Origin of the sequence: Bacillus piscicola (genome assembly GCF_022458745.1) — a bacterium.
GTDB classification, from domain to species: Bacteria; Bacillota; Bacilli; order Bacillales; family Marinococcaceae; genus Alteribacillus_A; species Alteribacillus_A piscicola.
Genome location: NZ_JAJJJF010000001.1, coordinates 785,694 through 806,769, shown reverse-complemented (window position 1 = coordinate 806,769; position 21,076 = coordinate 785,694). Strand labels below are relative to the sequence as shown.

The 21,076-nt window shown below is 43.2% G+C and carries 22 protein-coding genes and 1 riboswitch; of the genes, 5 read left to right on the top strand and 17 right to left on the bottom strand.

The genetic code is table 11. The features are described from left to right. Positions 1 to 20: 20 nt before the first annotated feature. Both accC and LOR49_RS03875 read right to left on the bottom strand, forming a co-directional pair. Positions 21 to 1,367, bottom strand: a complete 1,347-nt coding sequence (gene accC, locus LOR49_RS03880; protein ID WP_240374792.1) for an acetyl-CoA carboxylase biotin carboxylase subunit — start codon at positions 1,365 to 1,367, stop codon at positions 21 to 23. Positions 1,368 to 1,567: 200 nt separating this feature from the next. After that, complete coding sequence (locus tag LOR49_RS03875; RefSeq protein WP_240374791.1) at positions 1,568 to 3,550, bottom strand: DUF342 domain-containing protein; 1,983 nt, start codon at positions 3,548 to 3,550, stop codon at positions 1,568 to 1,570. A gap of 230 nt (positions 3,551 to 3,780) precedes the next feature. Here LOR49_RS03875 and LOR49_RS03870 point away from each other — a divergent pair, with 230 nt between their 5' ends. Both LOR49_RS03870 and LOR49_RS03865 read left to right on the top strand, forming a co-directional pair. Further along, positions 3,781 to 4,233, top strand: a complete 453-nt coding sequence (locus tag LOR49_RS03870) for a DUF948 domain-containing protein (RefSeq protein ID WP_240374790.1) — start codon at positions 3,781 to 3,783, stop codon at positions 4,231 to 4,233. After that, a complete protein-coding gene (locus LOR49_RS03865) occupies positions 4,226 to 4,537 on the top strand; it encodes a hypothetical protein (protein ID WP_240374789.1) in 312 nt (103 codons plus the stop codon). Before LOR49_RS03870 ends, LOR49_RS03865 begins: the two co-directional genes overlap by 8 nt. Before the next feature lie 39 nt (positions 4,538 to 4,576). Here LOR49_RS03865 and LOR49_RS03860 read toward each other — a convergent pair whose 3' ends face one another. The 10 genes from LOR49_RS03860 to LOR49_RS03815 form a co-directional block, all read right to left on the bottom strand. Continuing rightward, complete coding sequence (locus tag LOR49_RS03860) at positions 4,577 to 5,185, bottom strand: cytochrome c oxidase subunit 3 (protein ID WP_240374788.1); 609 nt, start codon at positions 5,183 to 5,185, stop codon at positions 4,577 to 4,579. Positions 5,186 to 5,198: 13 nt separating this feature from the next. Further along, complete coding sequence (locus LOR49_RS03855; protein ID WP_240374787.1) at positions 5,199 to 7,115, bottom strand: cytochrome c oxidase subunit I; 1,917 nt, start codon at positions 7,113 to 7,115, stop codon at positions 5,199 to 5,201. A 1-nt stretch (position 7,116) separates the two neighbouring features. Beyond that, positions 7,117 to 8,145, bottom strand: a complete 1,029-nt coding sequence (gene coxB, locus LOR49_RS03850; protein ID WP_240374786.1) for a cytochrome c oxidase subunit II — start codon at positions 8,143 to 8,145, stop codon at positions 7,117 to 7,119. Between the two features lie 145 nt (positions 8,146 to 8,290). After that, complete coding sequence (queF, locus tag LOR49_RS03845; RefSeq protein ID WP_240374785.1) at positions 8,291 to 8,782, bottom strand: preQ(1) synthase; 492 nt, start codon at positions 8,780 to 8,782, stop codon at positions 8,291 to 8,293. Between the two features lie 3 nt (positions 8,783 to 8,785). Next, a complete protein-coding gene (gene queE / locus LOR49_RS03840) occupies positions 8,786 to 9,508 on the bottom strand; it encodes a 7-carboxy-7-deazaguanine synthase QueE (RefSeq protein ID WP_240374784.1) in 723 nt (240 codons plus the stop codon). Beyond that, positions 9,505 to 9,951, bottom strand: a complete 447-nt coding sequence (queD, locus tag LOR49_RS03835) for a 6-carboxytetrahydropterin synthase QueD (protein ID WP_240374783.1) — start codon at positions 9,949 to 9,951, stop codon at positions 9,505 to 9,507. The genes queE and queD overlap by 4 nt, the downstream gene beginning before the upstream one ends. Further along, positions 9,951 to 10,619, bottom strand: a complete 669-nt coding sequence (gene queC, locus LOR49_RS03830) for a 7-cyano-7-deazaguanine synthase QueC (RefSeq protein WP_240374782.1) — start codon at positions 10,617 to 10,619, stop codon at positions 9,951 to 9,953. Before queC ends, queD begins: the two co-directional genes overlap by 1 nt. Positions 10,620 to 10,810: 191 nt before the next feature. Continuing rightward, a complete protein-coding gene (gene dcd, locus LOR49_RS03825; RefSeq protein ID WP_240374781.1) occupies positions 10,811 to 11,356 on the bottom strand; it encodes a dCTP deaminase in 546 nt (181 codons plus the stop codon). Between the two features lie 111 nt (positions 11,357 to 11,467). After that, a complete protein-coding gene (locus tag LOR49_RS03820; RefSeq protein WP_240374780.1) occupies positions 11,468 to 12,799 on the bottom strand; it encodes a polysaccharide biosynthesis protein in 1,332 nt (443 codons plus the stop codon). Positions 12,800 to 12,938: 139 nt separating this feature from the next. Beyond that, the gene (locus LOR49_RS03815) at positions 12,939 to 13,250 is read right to left on the bottom strand and encodes an IDEAL domain-containing protein (protein WP_240374779.1); all 312 of its coding nucleotides are present in this window, start codon (positions 13,248 to 13,250) and stop codon (positions 12,939 to 12,941) included. 531 nt (positions 13,251 to 13,781) lie between these two features. On the opposite strand from LOR49_RS03815, the gene LOR49_RS03810 reads away from it, so the two are divergent. Then, the gene (locus LOR49_RS03810; protein WP_240374778.1) at positions 13,782 to 14,162 is read left to right on the top strand and encodes a YhjD family protein; all 381 of its coding nucleotides are present in this window, start codon (positions 13,782 to 13,784) and stop codon (positions 14,160 to 14,162) included. 90 nt (positions 14,163 to 14,252) lie between these two features. Then, positions 14,253 to 14,906 carry a potassium channel family protein gene (locus LOR49_RS03805; protein WP_240374777.1) on the top strand — a complete coding sequence of 218 codons (654 nt, stop codon included), beginning with the start codon at positions 14,253 to 14,255 and terminating at the stop codon, positions 14,904 to 14,906. Positions 14,907 to 14,965: 59 nt separating this feature from the next. Here the strand turns inward: LOR49_RS03805 and hmpA are convergent, their stop codons facing one another. After that, complete coding sequence (hmpA, locus tag LOR49_RS03800; protein WP_240374776.1) at positions 14,966 to 16,189, bottom strand: NO-inducible flavohemoprotein; 1,224 nt, start codon at positions 16,187 to 16,189, stop codon at positions 14,966 to 14,968. Positions 16,190 to 16,353: 164 nt separating this feature from the next. Here hmpA and LOR49_RS03795 point away from each other — a divergent pair, with 164 nt between their 5' ends. After that, positions 16,354 to 16,791, top strand: coding sequence for an Rrf2 family transcriptional regulator (locus LOR49_RS03795; RefSeq protein WP_240374775.1), 438 nt, complete (start codon positions 16,354 to 16,356; stop codon positions 16,789 to 16,791). A 19-nt stretch (positions 16,792 to 16,810) separates the two neighbouring features. Here the strand turns inward: LOR49_RS03795 and LOR49_RS03790 are convergent, their stop codons facing one another. From LOR49_RS03790 to LOR49_RS03775, 4 genes are all read right to left on the bottom strand, one after another. Beyond that, on the bottom strand, positions 16,811 to 17,368 hold the full coding sequence (locus tag LOR49_RS03790) for a hypothetical protein (RefSeq protein WP_240374774.1): 558 nt from the start codon (positions 17,366 to 17,368) through the stop codon (positions 16,811 to 16,813). A gap of 70 nt (positions 17,369 to 17,438) precedes the next feature. After that, entirely contained in the window at positions 17,439 to 18,800 is a 1,362-nt protein-coding gene (mgtE, locus tag LOR49_RS03785) for a magnesium transporter (RefSeq protein WP_240374773.1), read from the bottom strand. Positions 18,801 to 19,024: 224 nt separating this feature from the next. Next, a riboswitch (M-box (ykoK) riboswitch) is annotated at positions 19,025 to 19,191 on the bottom strand. Positions 19,192 to 19,288: 97 nt separating this feature from the next. Further along, entirely contained in the window at positions 19,289 to 20,464 is a 1,176-nt protein-coding gene (locus LOR49_RS03780) for a cation:proton antiporter (protein WP_240374772.1), read from the bottom strand. Positions 20,465 to 20,467: 3 nt separating this feature from the next. Then, entirely contained in the window at positions 20,468 to 20,959 is a 492-nt protein-coding gene (locus LOR49_RS03775) for a cation:proton antiporter regulatory subunit (RefSeq protein ID WP_240374771.1), read from the bottom strand. Between the last annotated feature and the right edge of the window lie 117 nt (positions 20,960 to 21,076).

The following is a 21,076-nucleotide window of genomic DNA, read 5'->3' as shown; positions in this document are numbered from 1 at the left end:
CACCTGCTTTCTTTCCAACCTCAATCCATAATAGTATGATTTTCTAAAAATGTCGTATTAAAATCTCCTTTTTGAAAATCAGGGTGATCCATTAGTTTGAGATGAAAAGGAATCGTTGTGTCTACGCCTTCCACGACAAATTCCGAAAGTGCTCTCTTCATCCGCGAAACCGCTTCTTCACGCGTTTTTCCTTTTACAATTAACTTCGCGACCATAGAATCATAAAAGGGAACAATGGTATAGCCGGGATAAGCGGCACTATCGACCCGTATACCTAAACCGCCAGGCGGCAAGTATGTCTCAATCTTTCCTGGTGATGGCATAAAGTTTTTGGCTGGATTCTCAGCATTAATACGGCATTCAATCGCCCATCCGTCTATCAGAATGTCATCCTGTTTGATGGATAGTGTTTTCCCGGCTGCAGCCCAGATCTGTTCCTTAATTAAGTCTGTACCTGTTACCTCTTCGGTGACAGGGTGCTCCACTTGAATACGCGTATTCATTTCCATGAAATAAAACTTTTTATGTTTATCCAAGAGGAATTCAACGGTTCCTGCTCCACAGTAATTTACCGCCTTCGCCGCTTTAACAGCTGCTTCTCCCATCGCCTCACGAATATCTTGATCAAGTGCGGGCGAAGGTGCTTCTTCGACCAATTTTTGGTGCCGTCGCTGAATGGAACAATCACGTTCGCCGAAGTGTACGACATTACCATGGGAATCGGCCATAATTTGAATTTCAACGTGGCGAGGTTCTTCAACAAACTTTTCCATGTACACTCCTGCATCGCCAAATGCTGTTTCAGCCTCACGCTGTGCCATACTGATGGCCTTCTTCAAATCGTCAGGATCCGCCGCTGTCCGCATTCCTTTTCCACCGCCGCCGGCAGTAGCTTTAACGATGACAGGGTAGCCGATTTTTTCCGCAATCGTTAGTGCATCTTCTTCGTTTTCGATAATGCCGTCTGTCCCTGGAACGATTGGCACTCCTGCGGCTTCCATCGTGTCGCGCGCGACCGCTTTAGCTCCCATTTTATTAATTGCCTCAGGAGACGGTCCAATGAACGTAATCTCATGATCTTCACAAATCTCCGCAAATTCTGCGTTTTCCGCTAAAAAGCCATATCCAGGATGAATGGCATCTGCTCCTGTTTTTAACGCGGTTGCAATCAAGTTTGTTTTCTTTAAGTAACTATCCGCAGAAGACGGTGGTCCAATGCAGTAAGCTTCGTCTGCCATCATGACGTGCAAGGCTTCTCGGTCAGCCTCCGAATATACTGCTACCGTCTCGATACCCATTTCCTTGCAGGCCCGGATAATCCGAACCGCAATTTCTCCACGATTCGCGATTAGAATCTTCTTAAACACACTTGACACCCTCTTTCCTTTTTCCACTGTAATTTTTTTCGTTCGTCTCCTGACATTAGCCGCCTCAACCCGAACCGACTAGTCAGTCTGAGTTTATTGTAGAAAAATTTAAACAATATGTCAATAATATCTTTTAAGCTGCTGTTCTTGTGAAAACGAAAAACACTCCTGCCCTTTCAAACAAGAGTGTGCTCGTTTTCTCATTTTAATAGCAGATCTCCGTTTTTATTTAGACGAGCTCTTACATGACGAAGTTCTTCTGTACATTCATATCTTCTTTTTCCGACCTTCAAAATCGTGTCTTCCATCGCTGTTTCGATATGAATTTCAGCTTGTTCTGGTACTTCCAAGAAGGTTTCTACTCCCGACCTGGAACCAGACACCCCGACTTGGATGCCTTTACCAGCATAAATCTTTCCTCCGATAAAGGAACGTGCTACGGTTGCTTTCCCTGCAGCATAGACATTCGTGTGGTTACAGCCTTTTCCAGTCACTTTCACGTCATTAGCACTGAACACCTCACTGTTCATGGCATAAACAAATGACACATCAGAGTTGGAAAAAGAGAACGTCTCGTCTCCTTCTTGAAGGGCCAGCATCTGTTCATTCAAAATACGTAAATCGTCTAAACTTCTCAGCCCATCCTTATGTAAAATAATAAAAGTCCGGTACAGTTGCTGCGACAATGCGACCCATCCTTCATCCAAGACTTCTTTTTCTCTTTCTATTTCTTTCATCAACGTCCTCGTACGTGGGATAAACGATTTATATTTATTATTTAATAATAAGTTTAATAAAGTTCTTAAGCCGGCTTGACTGTCGGCCTTTTCATGGACAGCGGATGTTTGCTGCAACTGTCTGATGCCTGCAATGATCTGCGTTAGTTCTGTAGACAGCTCTACAAGTTGCTCTTCTAGTTCTGGCAAGGAACGATGGTAATTTCCTGCGCTCACTTTACTGTTAATGACGTTATGGGTAATATTCAAAGCATGGCCGGCTCGAACTGTCGCATTTATGACATGGCCTTCTATAATCGCCTCTCCGTCTGCTTCCACTTTCATCGTCTCATCCACATTGCCGTGTACGTGGATATCACCCACAAATTTCAAGTTGCCGCTTTCCAAATTAACGTTCCCTTGATGTACAAGGCTTGGCATTATCGTAACGTAAATTAGTTTCCCTTTATTTTCTACGTGAGGTCTGCCTGCTTTTTCTGTAATTATCTTTTGTTCTTCCTTTACAAATCGAGTTCCGTCCCCTGTCCGAATGACCACCGGTATTCCAGCTTTTGCGGGGACTTCTTCGCCGTGAATGTTTATTCCGGCTGTTCCTTCTGTAGGTGGCTTTACATAAGCTAGAGTTTCCCCTTCCAAAATCGTAGGTATATAACTCGATTCACGGAAATCAGCACGTCCGTCATCGGTAATTTTCGCAGCCATTCGTTTTGGTTTAATCTCCACCTGGTAGTCCAGCTTCCCATTTATCCCGTTAACAGGTGATTTTCCATGCGCGATAGCAAACGTATCTGTCTCAAGCGTTTCACAAGCAAGCTTGATCTGTTGAGGGTCGATACCATAGTTTATTTTTAACTCTTTTAGCTTTGCCACAACATCCTCTGCTGTCAAGCTGTTATGCAGTTGTTTTTGCTCCTCGATGCAAGGTGTAAGCACCTCCTGGGGATGGCAGTCGAGTAGGGTTCTCTCTATTACGTACCCCGGTGTGACGAGTAATTCAGCACTTTGTTTATCAGCACTAATTGATATTTTCCACGATGTTTCGACGTGTTCCCCGAGAGCTTCTACAGACCATTCATCCCTTTCGCGAATTCTCGTCGTTTCTGTTATTTCTTCCCCATTACAACGAAGGATAAGGCCTTCTCTCGGTTCAATTTGCGGATACTCCTCTTCGCCGTCACAGCTGTGAATTTTACCTTCCTTCACCCAGGCTTTTCCTTTTAAAATACGTTCATGATCAGCTGGTCCGCTTTCTGGTACCTTTTCGGCATCGGACGGAAGCAGACGTGCCTGAATCGTCACTTGCTGCTTTTTAAGTCCGAAGAGTCCTCCTTTGCTTTCAGATAATATGTCAATTTTCAGGCTTTTGCGCGACTTTTGAAAAGCCCGTTCTGCTTTAGAAACTGCCTTCTCAAAGGTTACATCTTTGAATTCTAATACACGCTCCATAGCCCCACTTCTTTCATTATTTAAACTTATCCACAGACGTATCTAACATATTATAGCTTATACTATTAGTATAGCCTTTACCTATAAGGTTGACAATCGTAAAAAGGTTTGAATAAGCTTGAGAAGTGGAATTGTTATTTACGGCAGGGTTTGCCTGTTTTTTGTCGAATCCTTGTCTTAACGAAATGTAGTAACCATTAAGCAAAAAACAGTTGGAGGGATATGATTTTATGGACTTAGTAGGCATTGGAGTACTTATTGTCGCAATTGCATTTGCTGTTCTCGTCATTTTTCTGATTAAAACACTTAATAATGTCAGCCAAGTACTGCATGGTGTGAATGAAACGGTAGAAAAACTACCCGACCAGCTAGACGAGGTGTTGAAGGAGACGAGTGAAGTCATTCATCAAAGCAGTGAAACACTGGAGGACTTAAATGAAAAAATTAGAACCTTGAACCCTTTATTCTATATTTTAAGCGATGCCGGGGAAGCTTCTCGTAAGCTTTCTTCCTCGTTGGTAGACGTAACAGCTTCGATGAAGAAAAACACAACCGAAGGCAAAGAACTCATTCAGAAGAAAGACTTAAATGGAGTATACGGATTGGCATCTCTCGCTTACTTTCTATTCCAGAAACGAAAAGCACTGAAAGATTTAAAACAAGAGGACGATCATTATGAGTAAAAAAACATCAGCAGGCAGAACGAGGAACAAGCAACCATTCCTACTCGGAGCCGGTTTCGGTTTTGCCATTATGTTTCTCGCCGCACTCTTTACCGCACCGACAGACGGTCACACATCACGACAGAAAGCCGGCAAAGCGGCCGCCGCGTTAAAAGACGCCCCAGGCCGCAGTGCTAAGCGCCTGCAATCCGAAACGGAAAAAATGTGGAAATCCGGCCGTGTACGCTACGAGCTGATATATGGCAAAATGGACGAACTGCAAGAAGAAGCGTGGCTTTCCGCCGCCCGGAAAAACGGCGTTTGAGGGAATTCTCAAACGCCGTTTTTTTATCCTTATCTTCTATTAATACGCCCCTTGTGAACCCAGCACATACACAATAATGAAGATAAAAACCCATACGGTATCTACGAAGTGCCAGTATATCGCGAATGCTTGCAACTTTTTCCAATTAGTCCACTTGGTTTTTTTCCTAAAACAGTGCCATAAAATCAGCATCATCCAGACTGAACCGAATAAGACGTGGGCGCCGTGCGTGCCAACGAGTACATAGAAAGCAGCCAAGAAAGGCGAGGTAGTTATCGTATAGCCTTTCCCTATATAGCTTGTAAATTCATGTGCTTCAAACCCAAGGAAAAGAAGCGCACAAAGGAGCGTAATACCAAGCCACACCATTGTTCCCCGTACTCCGTCATTTTTAAAATGTTTTTCTGCTCGATAAAAGGTCCAACTACTTGATAGCAACAAAAAGGTTGGGAGTAGAATAGACTTCAGCTCAAGCAGTTCTTTTGGAACGGGACCGTCCAGCGTACTGACACTGGAAACTAAATAAGTGGCGAAAAAACATAGAAACAATATCGTCTCTGCTCCGACAAACATCCACATGCCAAACCGATCGAGTGATCCGGCCCAGTCATTTTTGCTGCTTGTTTCCACCCTTCCTGCTTTGTCCACAAAGCATCCCTCCTTACCGTGACAACGTAATGTTTTTATCAAATGTTAACGAGCGGACAATCATGGTCGCAAATATCAATGCTATCCCAGCAGTTCCGACCCAATGCAGACCGAAAATAAATCCAAAAGAAGCAACAAAAAAGAAACCACTGATCAACACGGGGAGTATCGTGTTTCCTTCTTCCACATAAGGCTGAGCTTCCGTTTCATACTCAAGCCGACCTTGATGTTGTTCTTTTGCTGCCCAAAAAGGGTCTCTGCTTCTTACTACAGGAAGTTTGCTCCAGCGATGTTCCGGGGCCGGTGATGGGATAGACCATTCTAAATTGCGGCCATCTCCCCAAGCATCCCCTTCTGCGTCGCCTTCCTTCTTGAGGAAACTGCGGATGAGATTGAATAGAAAAACTGCGGTACTAAAGGCCATAATAATTGCCCCGATGGAACTGGCGAAATTGAGTCCGAATAAATCATCCTCCGGCAAATACGTATACACACGACGTGGCATTCCGTTCAATCCCGCGAGATGCATCGGAAAAAAAGTAAGATGCAATCCAACTAAAAATGTCCAGAAATGGATCTTTCCAAGCGTCTCATTTAGAATAAGACCAAACATTTTCGGCATCCAATAATAGAGACCAGCAAAAATCCCCATCAAAGTGCCTCCAACCATTACATAATGAAAGTGACCGACGACAAAGTAACTGTCATGATATTGATAGTCAGCAGAGACCATCGAAACCATGACACCGGTGACACCACCCATAACAAATGTCGGAATAAAACCTAACGCAAATAGCATCGGTGTCGGGAAACGTACAGACCCGCCCCGTATGGTGAACAACCAGTTAAACACTTTTATCCCTGTCGGGACCGCAATCAGCATCGTCGAGATGGCAAAAATAGCGTTAATCGCTACGCCATAGCCAACGGTAAACATATGATGGACCCAAACCATAAAACCGAGGAATGCAATTAAGCCAAGAGCAATGATCATCGACATGTAGCCAAAGACAGCTTTTCTCGCAAAGTGACTGATAATATCGGAAAACAGTCCAAAAGCAGGCAAGATAATAATATATACCTCCGGATGGCCAAAAATCCAAAATAAATGTTGCCATAACAAAGGCTGGCCTGGCCCACCCGTGTAGAAATCGGTTGCTAAAATATTATCAAAAGTAAGCAGTACCAGCGCAGCTGCTAACGCCGGGAATGCAAATAGTATTAAAATAACCGTGATAAAACTCCCCCATGTAAATAAAGGCATACGCAGCATCGTCATCCCCGGAGCGCGCATCTTTACAATGGTCACAATAAAATTTATGGCCGTCATTATTGTTCCGATTCCGGACACTTGAACGCCGAATGCATAGAAATTGTTACCTGTATTACCTGTAAATCCATCAATCGCAAGCGGCGCATAAGATGTCCAACCAGCTTCCGGGGAACCTCCTAATAGAAAGCTAATATTAACTAGCATTCCTCCGGTTAGGAACAGCCAGAAGCTGAGTGCGTTCAGAAAAGGAAATGCTAAGTCCCTGGCCCCTATTTGCAGTGGAATCGCCACATTCATCAACCCAAACAAAAACGGCATGACGACAAAAAAGATCATAAGGGTGCCGTGAGTAGTCATCATCTGATTGTACTTTTCCCCTTGAAACACCCAAAAATCGATATTGGGAAACGCGAGCTGCATACGCATAAACATTGCATCCAACCCGCCACGCAATAAAAATGCACAGGCAGCTGCCAAATACATAATTCCAATTTTCAAGTGGTCGGTCGTTCTTATCCAACCCCAGAGAATGAGCCATTTCTTTTTATAAGTGATAAAAAACAAGGCTCCACCGCCTAAGATAAAAGCAGTAATATAGCCAAATATAATATCAGATGCCAGTTTAATTTCTGTATTGAAAAATGGGATAGAATACATGTCACTCCCTGCCTTCCAGTACATTTTCTTGACGAAGACTATGTAGATAGTCAACGAGCGCATTCAATTCCTGCTCACTTAAATTGTTATGGGAGGGCATATCGATTGACGGTTTAAATTTTTCAGGGTTCTGTATCCACTCTTTCAAATGCTTTTCGTCGTTTGGAAGAATAGCTGAAATTTTCTCACGGTCTCCGTAGAGGGTAAGATTAGGCCCCTTCGTATGTTGAACAGCTGTTCCGTCTGCCGCGTGACAGGTAAGGCAATTCTGTTGAAAGACTCGTTTCCCTTCATGAGAAACGGTTTCCCCCTCTTTTGGCGTCACTTCCTTCTTGACAGCTGTCTTCCATTTTTTAAAATCTTCTTCCTCGTGAACGATGACTTGAAAACGCATGCCTGCATGAGAAGCACCGCACAGTTCTGCGCATTTCCCTTCATAAATGCCTGGTTCTCCAGTCTTTAAGTATAATTGATTCGTCTGTCCGGGAATCGCATCTTTTTTTCCACCTAATTGTGGTATCCAAAATGAGTGGATAACATCGGATGACTCCAAATGAAATATTATCTCTTCATTCGCAGGCAGATGTAATTCCTGCGCGGTCCGGATGTTATCGTTTGGATAATCAAACTGCCACCAGTAGCGGTGACCTGTCACATTGATTTGCATAGCATCTGTCTCTGTATCTGCCTTCGTCTCCAAATTATATGTCTGTATCAACATCGGTACTGCCATCAAGGCAAGCAATAACACAGGAAGAACAGTCCAGGCAATTTCCAACTTCCTGTTGCTATGCTTGAGCATCTGACCTTTCCTTTCTATGGGCGACCCAGCGCGGTATTTCCAAAGAAACCAGATAAACAGTATGGCAACGACAATTACGACAATCATCATCACCGCGAGCGAGAACACAATCAAATCTCGTTGTCCTGCCGCTACATCCCCAGCCGGATTTAAAACGTCCAGGCGCATCTGGCACCCGGAAAGGAAAAGGAAAATTATCATTAACGCACCAACATATCGCCTTTTCATTTCTGTGCCTCCTCTCTTTGCTTTCGGAAACAACGTGTTAATAACTTGCCACTCTGATTCCCTTTTCCCTACCCTCTTTTGCTTAAACATTACAAGTGCATTAAAAAAACGCCGCAGATACAATAGCTCTGCAGCGTTTCATTTACTAACGGTTATCAATTTTCTCCGGATACATGTCGTGGTACATTAATCGTTGTGCAGCCATGTCCGCAAATCTCGTGTCTGCTTTTCCGTAGTTCACGTATGGATCAATGGAAATGCCACCGCGCGGGGTGAATTTCCCCCATACTTCTATATATCGTGGATCCATTAAGGATACTAAATCGTTAAGGATGACATTCATGGCGTCTTCGTGAAAACCTCCGTGATTTCTAAAACTAAATAAGTAAAGCTTTAAGGACTTACTCTCTACCATTTTCTCATCGGGAATATAACTAATATAAATAGTACCAAAATCCGGCTGTCCTGTTTTCGGACACAGTGTCGTAAATTCAGGACAATTAAATTTAACAAAATAATCTCGGTTCGGATGACTATTGTCAAATGTTTCCAACACCGATGGATTGTAGGAAAATGTGTAGTTCGTTTGTTCACTCCCAAGGTGAGATAGATCTTCAACGTCTTTTCTCTCTGTCATTTGTTACACTCCTTGTTTATTTCCCCACAACAGCGTATGGAGCTGCGGTAACACTTTCACTTCATTCAGCCGGTCGGAGGAAACGATTTGGTTAACGAGCCATTCATACTTTGTCAGCAGCTCTGAAAGAAGCCAGCTGCTATCATCGGCAGTAAGATGCGGATTACCGGTTTGTAAAAACATCGGCACGTGTGGATAGCGTCCATGAATTCTTTCCGCATATTCCAAATCATCATTGTCGAAGATAACCACTTTTAAGCTGACTCTTTTTTCTTTGCGTTTTGCCAGACGACTCACATATTCATCAAGCTGTTCCCAATTTGTTTCCATTTTCGAGCTTGGGGGCTTTGGGGAAATCGTGACATCGTCAATTTCAAGGAGCCAGTCTTGCCAGATAGACCCTTGCGTCTCCACTGCCGTTTGCAGTCCTTCCTTGTTCAGAGCGCTCACTACGTCACCCAGCCCCTGATGAAGTGCCGGGTTCCCTCCTGATATAGTGACATGATTAAACTTGTTTCCCCCTGTCTGCCTGACTTTTTCCACGATTTCCTCAGCTGTCAGCAGCTCAGCCTTTTGCGTACCGTCCCACGTGAATGAGGAATCGCACCATTCACAACGGTAATCGCAACCTCCTGTGCGGATAAACATCGTTTTCTGACCGATAACCATTCCTTCTCCTTGGATCGTCGGTCCGAATATCTCCAGAATAGGAATTTTTTTTGTCATCTAAAATCCCCTTCCTTAGGACGATATACGACATAACTCGTCGGTGTTTCTCGGACAAGAACTTGAATACAACGCGGTTTGTTTGGATATTTATCCAGCTCCATCTGGATAAGACGCCATATTGTTCCTGCCACCACTTCTGTCGTAGGAAACGAATCAGGCATATCTGTTTCCGAATCTGCGAATTCTTTATGGTTATTTAAAAGGGAATGGTCATAACGTTTATGGACGATATCCTTTAATGTTTTAAAGTCAACTAAAAATCCGGTGTCATTCAGGGCATCGCCTGCAATCGTCAAGTTAATGACATACGTATGGCCATGAACGTTCGTACATTTACCAGCTGCCTTGGCAGGAATAAAGTGAGCTGCCGCCAGATGCATGTCCTTATTCAATTCATAGCGGTACGAATGCATAACTTGCGGGTAAAATTGATGGAGCATTATACTTCCCGTTCCTTTTCTTTAAGATATCGCACGTACCCGGCGCGACGCAATTGACAAGCTGGGCATTCACCGCAACCATTTCCGCGAATACCGTTGTAACAAGTTAATGTCCTCTCTTTCACAAAAGAAAGCTTTCCCAGCTGGTCAGCCAGAGCCCATGTTTCTTTTTTATCTAGCCACATGAGCGGTGTATGGAGCACAAACTCTTTACCGACAGCCAAGTTCAAGGTTACGTTCAGTGATTTCACAAATGCGTCCCTGCAGTCTGGATACCCGCTGTAATCGGTCTCCGACACCCCGGTTACGACGTGTTTAGCTCCTTTTTGAGAAGCATAAATAGCGGCGAAAGAGAAAAATAACAAGTTCCGTCCTTCCACGAAGGTGTTCGGCAGCTCGCCATCCTCTCCTTCCTGTATGTCGATATCCTCTCGTGTCAAGGCATTGGGTGCTAGTTGATGTAAAAGGCTCATGTCGATAATGTGATGTTCCACACCTAGTTCTGCTGCAATTTCTTCTGCAACTTTCAATTCTTCACGGTGGCGCTGTCCGTAATCGAATGTGACCGCGCTCACTTCCGCAAACTTAGTTCGCGCCCAGAATAAACAAGTCGTACTGTCCTGGCCACCACTAAACACAACGACTGCTTTGTCTTCAGCAAAACTCAAAACGAATACCTTCTTTCTATAGAATTCCCCAAACCAAAGGGAATAATTTCATTTGCTGTGAATGCCTTTATTATAACATTTTCACCGATCATTCGCTTTTAGGGAAATCTTAACGGCGCTCGGTCTTTTCACATAAAAACGGCCCCTAGCAAGCAGGGGCATTTTGTCTACTCTATTCAAAAAACGGCCATTTATTTCTTCATGACGACTTCTTGATCTAAATATACCTGGCTTCCGACCGCATTGCGCTGCCCTTGGTATTTGCCCCGGTAAGGAGTCTCTGCTTTTTCATCCATAAACGCCAGGACGAGTTGGGCAATGCGGCGTCCGGCAATTAACCGAATAGGCAGTCGGTTCGCATTGTAAAGCTCCAGTGTTATTTCACCTTCGAAGCCCGGATCTACCCAACCAGCGTTTTGAATAAAAAGCCCCATTCGGCCTATAGAGCTTCGACCTTCCACAAACGCCGTGACATTATCAGGCAGTTTGATATACTCTTTTGTTGTAGCCAACAGGAAAGAGTTAGGTGGAATGATGATCTCTTCACTTTCGAATTCCACATATTTGGCGGGCTCGTCTAACGCAATCGATTCAATCGCGTTCTCATCAATTTTTAAGAAGTGCGTTCCAAGCCGGATGTCAACAGATGCCGGCTGTATTTGGTGTGGTTCTGCCGGATGAATCTGCAATTCTTCTGACTTCATCATTTTCTTAATCGTTTGGTCTGATAATATCACTGTACTGCCTCCCTGTTCTACGTTAATTTCATTCTACCATACAGGATAGTGGAACCGGAAGCTTACACCCTGACGAAAAGCACAATGCCCCAGCTGAATGTCACAGCTTCTTTACGTATGACGCATGTCAGGCCAGCTGAGCCGCACCGGCTTTGCCATTTGATAGCGGATCGTTGTATAGTGCATAAGCGTAAGGAGGACAACTCCTGTATTCATTCCAATAATAATCCCGTCCATTTGCAGGGACGGCAGTGATCCTAGAAAATACATTAGCAAAAAAGAGAGGACCGTTGACCAGATCGAGTGGAGAAAAGCATCTTTAACGAGCCCAAGACCGATAAGAAACGCCTGCATCGGGATGACAAAAAAATGAAAGAAAAAATAAGGTACAAGTAACTGTAAGTATATGGATGCCGGTGAATTTTTAAAGAACAAACTCGTCAGATCCTCGGAAAAAAAGTAAAAAACCATGATTACCGGTATTGCATAAACGAAAGTAAACAACATAACTCTTCGCAAAAGTATGTCCAATGACATAATATCTTTTTTGGCATATGCTTCCGAGACTGTAGGAATTAAAATGATAAGCAGAGAATGGGCAATAAATGCCGGAAAAAAACCAATCGTAAACGCCACCCCGGCGAGCTTTCCATATTGGGCCGTCGCCTGCGCCTCGAGAACGCCTGCATTCATGAGAGCTGCTTTTATTAGAAATGGCTTGGCTGCAAAAGATGCAGCATGAAAAATACGCAACCCGGTTGTTGGTAAGGATACAGATAAAAGCGTATCCAGTACTGATTTCTTGTTTAGTGTTGTTTTGGGGATCTTTTTTAATCCGCTCCATTCCTTAAGAAACCCGATAAACAAATATAAAAAGACGATCAACTCTGTTCCTATCAGCGTACAAAGGCTGAGTAGAATCGCTACGTCTTCTTCAAAGCGAAACCACTGAAAAACAGCAATCAACAACACTAATTGAACTGCTCTTCGTAAAAAGTTGGCAATGGCTATTTTCCCCATTCGTTGTATCCCCATATAATAACCTCTTGCAATCGACGAGAACGAGATAATAGGAACTAATATGAGTAGAAGCCATGGCAGGGATGGATGATATTGATCAAACACTGGTATCAGCGGGAATACAATAAAACCAGCTACCAAACAGGCTGTTGCAAAGGCTGTTCCGAAACGAAGTGTGTGTGCAAGGAAGCTGTGATGACTCGCTGGTTCTCGTTCGGCGACTGCTTTCGACACAGAAACGGGAAGCTCCATACTCGCAACCACAACTAAAAAAACGATCGTCGGCAAAATCGACATATACATACCGAGTCCTGTTTCCCCTAACTCGCGGGCAAGCAGCATATTAATTAGGAACTCCAGACATTCTCCTAAAAATGCAGCTACAATTAACATGATTGTCCCTGTCAAAAAGGTTTTGTTCATATGGCCTCCCCTTCTTCTCATACCTCCTTCATATATATGAACAAAGTTATAAAATAGGAGTCCAAGTCTAAAATTTGATAAAGCTCTTCCTTTTTTAATCAAAAAAGTACCGGCTTATGTTGCTAAGCCGGCATTGTATCTATTTGACTTTCTTGTTTATTTTGAAATCCAAGTCAATTTCATATCCTTGTTCTGATATTGTCTTACCATCCTTGTATTCGTCGATAAGTGCATTGTACTCTTTAGTGAGTACGTCAAACAGTTTCGGATCTTTTTGGTCTAAAGCTTCGTCGATCATGCGCTGCAGCCGCTCTTTGTTAAACTGAAATACAGAATATTCCATCGTCATTTGTGCATATAACGACTGAAGAACCTGCCTTGACGGGCGTCTGCCATTTTTCGCAGACTTCACTTTTTTCATAAAATGTTGTTCATGAGTAGGATGTAACATATTCGTCGAACCCCCTATCCTTTCACCGGACCTCCGGTTTTGGCTTATTTCCTTACCGTGGCGGGCGACGCGCGCATGAAGTTACTGGCTCGGGTTAAACTTTGTTTGTTAATGACAACATACCCGCCTGCCTTTTCCTTTAAACGCTTTTACTTACATCATCCTAAAGCTTTTCTCTTCTTTCTCATTACTTTCATGTTGTTCTCATAATTTTCTGTGTGCTATTACATACATATGTGTTCTTGTGACGAGAAATGCGGGCTGATATCCCTCTTTTTTTCAATCGGTGTTATTTCACTTATTAGCTGATGACGGGACAACGCCGCTCCCTTCATTGATGCTGCCATGCGCGCCCTTACTGCTCCTCTAAAAAGCACATTATGTTGCAAGCGCTTTCTTCTATTATAACCTATGTTGTCTAATTTTTTAAATAACTATGCTCAAAAGTTAAAAAATTCCGCTTGTGCGGAAGAAGAAAAATTCGCTATAATACCAATTACAAACAAACGTTCTTAATGAGGAGGGGTTGCTGTGCATATTAAAGAAGAGGAACATATTATGATTCACTACTTTATTTTACTTCCCCTGGTCAAAAAGGTTCTCGAAAAAGATGCCCTGCTTATTGCAAAAAGTACTTTTAAAATAAAAGACCCTTATCTTGACCTCATTCAAGATGCTTTGCTGCACCTCCATAAAGATATGCGCCACGTAAAGCAATTCATGCATGAGAACCGGATCCAGGTCCATTTTCAAGAAAACGACGGTATGTTTTCTCGTTATTCTTACGTGTGCCGTGGCTATGAAGGGAAAAGCAGCTATTTAAATGCAAATTTAAAGCGTCAGACACGGGACTGCATGAATGCTTATTTTCTGAAAAACTCTCCCTTGGAATCAGACTCCATCTTGCATTAATTTAACACTTCACCACGTTTTATTTTTGTTTGACAAATCGCAGCGGGAACGCGTACATTACAATTATCCTTACAGAAGGGAGATACTACCGTGAAAAAACAATTTGCGGTTATCGGTCTTGGACGTTTTGGTCTAAGCGTCAGCAGCGAGCTCTATAAACTGGGGCATGACGTACTTGCAATCGACATCAGTGCCTCCAAGGTAAACGAGATAATAAATGATTCCACTCACAGCGCCGTAGCCGACGGCACCGATGAAAAAGCACTGCGTGAACTTGGGATTACTAACTTCGACCACGTCATTGTCGCGATCGGAGACAATCTGCAGTCCAGCATTCTGTGTACACTGCTTCTCAAGGAGATGGGGATTGAATCGGTCTGGGCAAAAGCACAAAATGCCCATCATCACAAAGTGCTCGATAAAATAGGTGCCGATAAAATCATTCACCCGGAACATGATATTGGCAATCGCATCGCTCAACACCTTATGTCCGACAAGGTAATTGACTACATCGAACTTTCGAATGATTTTTCTATTGTGGAAATCGCTGCTCCAAAAACAATGAACAAAAAAACGCTGATCGACTTAGACATAAGAGCGAGATATGGTGTGACGATACTGGGGATCAAAAGAGGAAAGGAAATTAATATATCACCAATGGCAGATGACATGGTATATGAAGACGATGTCTTGTTTGTTATCGGCCACAAAAATGATTTAAAACGTTTTGAAGAAGATACATAAACAATGCCCCATGTAAAGCACACGGGGCATTTATAAATTGTCTTTTTAATAGTTATTAGTTAGTCTAAATCTGCTGCTGGGCCGAAGAATTCAAAATACACTCGCTCTTCCGGAATCCCAAGATCCTTTTTAAGCAGATTGTTCATTGCTTTTAAGAAAGGGGTCGGTCCACAGAAGTAACAATCAGCTTCTACTTCCGGCAGTATGGACTCAAGCCATTCTTTATCAATATGGCCTTCTTTTTGAATGTAAGGGTCTTTTCTGTCTTCATCGGTAACCACATCGTAACAGACATGATAAGAGACATGCTCGTGTTCATCAGCAGTCCTAGCAGTATGAGCATGCATCGCATGGAGATTCCGTCCTTGTGCAGCCTGAATAAAGGTAACAGGACGCCCGTCTTTCACAAGGGTGTTAAACATGCTCATCAGTGGAGTCAACCCAACACCGCCGCTAATAAGGACAACAGGCCTGCCGCTTGGCTGCAAATAAAAATCACCTGCAGGGGCTGTTAGCTCAAGAGCATCTCCTTCATTAATTTGTTTATGGAGGAAATTAGAAACTACACCATCCGGTAAATCCCCGAGCCCTTCTTCGCGTTTCACACTGATACGGAAATAATCATTGCCAGGTGCATCTGATAGTGAATATTGTCTTAGATGTACATACTCTTCCCCTGGTATTTGTGCTTTTACTGTAATGTACTGACCCGGCTCAAAGTAAGGAAGTTCTCCACCATCGGCTGGTTGAAGATAGAAAGAAGTAATGGCATCACTTTCCGGTACTTTTTTCATCACTGTGAACGTGCGGAATCCGTCCCAACCGCCGTATTGTGCTTCTGCTTCTTCATACATTTCTTTTTCCACAGAAATGAACACATCTGCAATGATACCATACGCTTCAGCCCAGGCATTAATCACTTCATCCGTGGCTCCGTCGCCAAGTACCTCTTTCATCGCACCAAGCAGGTTTTCTCCAACAATTGGATATTGTTCAGGCTTGATTTGCAAACTGCGATGTTTGTGAGCAATTTGCTTAACCACTGGTAAAATTGTCTCCAGCTGGTCAATGTTTTTGGCAGCAGCTAATACGGTGTTAGCCAAAGCTTCTGGCTGCCGGCCTATTTCCTGGTTTGTTTGATTAAATATGTTCAACAGTTCCGGGTTGTTTTTAAACATTCTTTTATAAAAGTGGGTTGTAATTTCTGCCCCTTTGTCCTCCAAAATTGGAGCAGTAGCTTTAACAGTCTCGATCATTTTAGGGTCTAGAGTAACTTGGCTCATGAAAAGCCCTCCTTGTTTAATATGCATCGTTTTTACATATTTAATATTACCACGTCCATTTTTGAAATCAATATTGTAAATGCATATTTTAATGGCGATTTAGTGAAGTTATGTTAAAATGGAGAAACAAGGAGACAAAAATTTGTAAATAGGAGCGCTTTCGTATGCAATTAACTTCCTACACGGATTATTCTCTACGTGTGTTAATTTACTTGGACACTATTGTACCCCCGAAACTAACGAGTATCAGGGAGATTTCCGAAGTATATAAGATTTCATATAATCATTTAACAAAAGTGGTACATGAGCTTGCAAAGCTTGGGCTGGTGGAATCGATCAAGGGCCGCAACGGCGGGGTCCGTTTAGCTAAGAAACCAGCCGATATTAATGTAGGTTGGGTTGTACGCCAGACAGAAGATAATCTTACCCTTGTTGAATGTTTTGATGAAGAGAACAGCGCTTGTGTCCTTACTGGTCATTGCCGGCTACGAGGAATATTGAAAGAAGCATTGCATGCCTATCTAGAAGTCTTGGATAGTTATACGCTTGCAGACTTAACAGCCAACCAATCCATCTTACACCAACTATTAAAGATTAAATAAGAAAACAGGACTGTATGTATCAGTCCTGTTTTCTTTCGTCTGAGTTTAACATCCGGTAGATATTTGAATGGCCATCTTCCATGGAATACACAAGAACTGAACGTGGAGGCTGCTCACTGCTATGGGTTGCAGCAGCAGTCACCATGTTCATCGCTCGCATAAGAAGATGTGGGTTTTTCTCAAATATATATAATTTATACGTATCGCCGTCCTGGATTAAGGGAACTGTAAAATGCTGAGAACTCCAGGCTTTTGGGTACTTTCTATATTGGATCCAACCTTTGAAACAGCCAGTTTCCTCCTCAAGTAACGGGAGGAGCAGGCTGGAAACATGGACTAACCAAAGTAAATACGAGGTTTCATGCCGGAACCAGTCTACAGACAGGTCGTGCCATTTCCGTTTAAAAATATCAGTTAATAGCCAGATATTACGTTCTTCCGTTCGGAATTTTAAAGTATCAGCGATGACGTCGTTAATGACATCTTGTACAGCACGCTTCCAACGATCCATCCGGAATTCTTCTACAGGATAGAAGGGTCCTTCTTGTTTAAAAAAGGAATCAAATTGTTCTTCCATACTTCCCCTCCTCCTTTCATGAGTTACCCTCATTGTACGAGAAAAAGCACAGCTTTGTAAACGCTTTTTCTCACAAATACTGGAGAAAGGAGGTAGCAACTGAAAAATAAATAAGCAGACTGACGATATCATTTAAGGTAGTAATAAAAGGGCCAGAGGCAATAGCAGGATCCAGCTTCATTTTATTGATAGCAAGCGGGACAACCGAACCTACAACACTTGCTGTACCTAGTGACAGCATGATCGATAACCCGACGATCCCTCCCAGCAATAGATCCCTGTAAAAGATTGCCAGCAGTCCAGCTATTGCCACTCCCGACATGACCCCAATCAGAAGACCTGTCGAAAACTCACGGCCAATTGTGCGCCACAATCCTTGTTTTTCCAAAGATCCCGTAGCCAGTGCCCGCACAGAGACAGCTAAAGATTGCGTACCCGTGTTACCAGCAGAACCCATAATCATCGGGATAAAAGCAGCAAGCATGACAACGGTCTCTAATGTTTTTTCAAAACGGCCAATCACTTCAGCAGTAAACAGCCCAAAAAACATAAGCAGGATAATCCACGGTGCTCTCTTCACAGCAGCTTGGAGCGCCGTCAGTGTCATATCAGTGGAACCGCGGGATGCAGTAATTTCTCCTAAGTCTTCCATCGCTTCTTCCTCAAGCACATCAATAACGTCATCGACAGTAACGATGCCGACTAGGACATTATGCTCTGTCACGACAGGAGCCGCTAAGAAATCGTATTTTTGAATAAGCAACGCAACTTCTTCCTGATCCGTCGCGACGTACACCGACACGACACGTGTGCTCATGATATTTTGAATCGTTTCCTGGGATGAAGATGTAATTAAATCACGAATCGAGGTGACACCGACGAGCCCGCCTTTTTGATTGATCACATACAAATAATAAATTGTTTCCGCGGTAGGGCCTTCCCGGCGTAGCCTTTCGATCACCTCTCCAACTGAGTCTGTTGCTTTAATCGCAATAAATTCCTTTGTCATGATGGCGCCGGCCGTACCTTCTTCATAAGTAAGAAGTTCTCTTACGTCATCCGCTTCCTCCGTGCTCATTGCCTTCAAAATATCATCCACATTTTCGGGTGGCAATTCATTGAAGAAGTCCGCTACATCATCAGCGTACATATTGTTAAACATTTCCGCCGCATAATGTTTATTTAATTCGTTCGCAATTTCTTTCTGTTCGTCTACTTCAAATCCCTCAAAAATCTCAGCAAATTCTTCCGGGCTTAAGTATTCATATACGCGAGATCGCTCTGCCGGTTCCAAATGCAAAAAAACATCTGTCTGGTCTGCCGGATGCAATTCCAGGAACAAATGACGAAATTCATCAATATCCCCTTTCATTGCGGCGGTCATCACTTGATTCATATATTCTTCACGTGTTTGTTCATTTAACTTAACCACAGCTTACCCATCTCCCGAGAGAAAGAACCAGTTGCCCGCCCTCCCTTTGGAAATGACAGGGGTTGGTTCTTTTGATTTTTTCCACATTTACATTGTTTGTCCTCATTATTTTGTATCACCCTAGAAGAAGGACTATTGTCCAAACCCCTCACCTCCAAAGATTTTTCATAAAAAAAGCCCTCCACGGAATGGAAGGCGTGCGGTTGTTTATAAAAGAGTAAGGCACGTTCCCCATTTCGTAGAGCTTTAGCACTGCATGACATAGGAAAACAATTCCAGCTGCATTAAAAACCACCTTAAGTCGATGGTTCCTGTTGACCCATTGGCGTCTTTAGACGTTTTTGGGCAGCAGCGTCTCTTCATGCAGGAGCCTCACCTAACGAGAGTTGTAAAAATTGTACAACGTTGAATATAACGCGATGGTCCGCTTTTTGTCAATGACTTGACTTATAGTCGTCCCTAAAGAAAGGCCAAGAGTGAAGGGCATTTTAGCTACCCGGGAGCTTTACTTTTGCCACTTTTTTCTTGTTGCCATAAACGAGCCGAGTGATGGCTGGCGCTAACAGAAAGAGCATAATGCCTAGACTTGCAGAAACTAAAATGAACATACTGCCAAATGCCAGCACTTCTGCAGATGCAATACTAGCCACAATAATGGAGAACTCTCCTCTTGCGACGAAAGACAAACCGGATCGAAATGCAATTCGCGAAGAGAGCCCGTACATTTTACCGCCAATCACGCCGACCAATACCTTAGCTACGACAGACCAGATAAGGAGAACAATTAACAAAACTCCCCAAGAGGCATCGATGCCCAGTTCTATCTGAGTACCGAACCAAAGAAAAAAAAGCGGCAGTGTTAATTCCCGGACCGGCAGAACGAGAGCACCCATTTTTTCACTCTTTTTCGCCTCCGCAAGCATTATTCCCGCTAGAAATGCTCCTAACACTTCAGAAAGACCTAAATAAATCGCAAGCCCGCTGTATGTGAAAGCAATCCCAATAATAAGCAAGTGAAAAATATTGGAATCCGCGTTCCGATCAATGAAGCGAGGCAGTTTCCTAAACAAAAATTGCCCAAGTAAAACGGCACCGGCTATAAAGAGTGCGACCTTGCCAATCAAAAGGATAAAAGCCCCACCGCTAAGGCCGCTTCCCGCACTGATACCAGCAAAAACTGCAACCATAATTGGGGCTACTAAATCTTCAAAAATGAGAACGCCAAGTAAAAATTCTGCCTCCGGATTTGCTGTACGTTTCTCCCCCTCCATCATCTTCATCGTGATGGACGAACTGGTAGCATATAGAATACCACCAACTATTAGTGCTGAAACAAAATCAAGATTAAATAAGACACAAACCATAACCGATAATACAAAATTCAAAAACAAATCAAGCACTCCAGCCGGAGTCACTCTCTTAGCTATACCGGCAAGCTGTCTTATCGGGAACTCCATCCCTAACATAAAGAAAAGTAAAACAATGCCAATTTCACCGGCAAAATACAGTACCTCTGAACCACCAATCATACCGCCAACAGCGATTCCGACCAGAATATACAACAAAACATCAGGAACTTTTGTACGCAGGCCGATAAAACCAATTACAAACATCGTTAGCAAAATTAAGCCCGCCGCAAGTAACTCCGGCATCTGAAATTGCACTCGTCAGATCCCCTCCCCGTGAGCCATTTCTTCAAATTCTGCAATTTGCCGGCTTTTCCCAACTACCATTAATGTGTCGCCAACTTGCAGTACCTCATCAACTCCCGGGCTTGCTACTACTTCGTCCTTCCTAAAAATACCAACAACGGATACCCCGGTTTTCTTTCCTGCTTCCGATTCGCCAAGTGTTTTTCCGGCAAAAACGGAGCCATCTTTTAACTCAATCCACTCCATGACAATTTTACTTTTGAACAATTTCATCTTGTCACTGTCTACCGGCTGAAATACAGCGCCAAGTAATTGTGCTCCTAACTCACGAGTTTCTTCCGAGGTTAGCTCCAATGAGAAATCTGCTTCGTCTTCTTCAGGATCTTTAAAAAAGTATAACTCGCGCTTCCCCGTATGATGAGTTACCAGCACAATCATGCTTCCTTCTGCTGTTAAAAACGACATTTTTTTACCGATACCCGGCAAATCAGCCATCGTCACTTCCATGACAATTCCCCCCTTATCTTTTTGCTTCTATAAAGTAATTTCATTGTAAAGCAGGCAGCATGAATGCCACAAGCATTCATTGAAATCAGGCAATTTCCTCTTGCTAAATTGGATAGG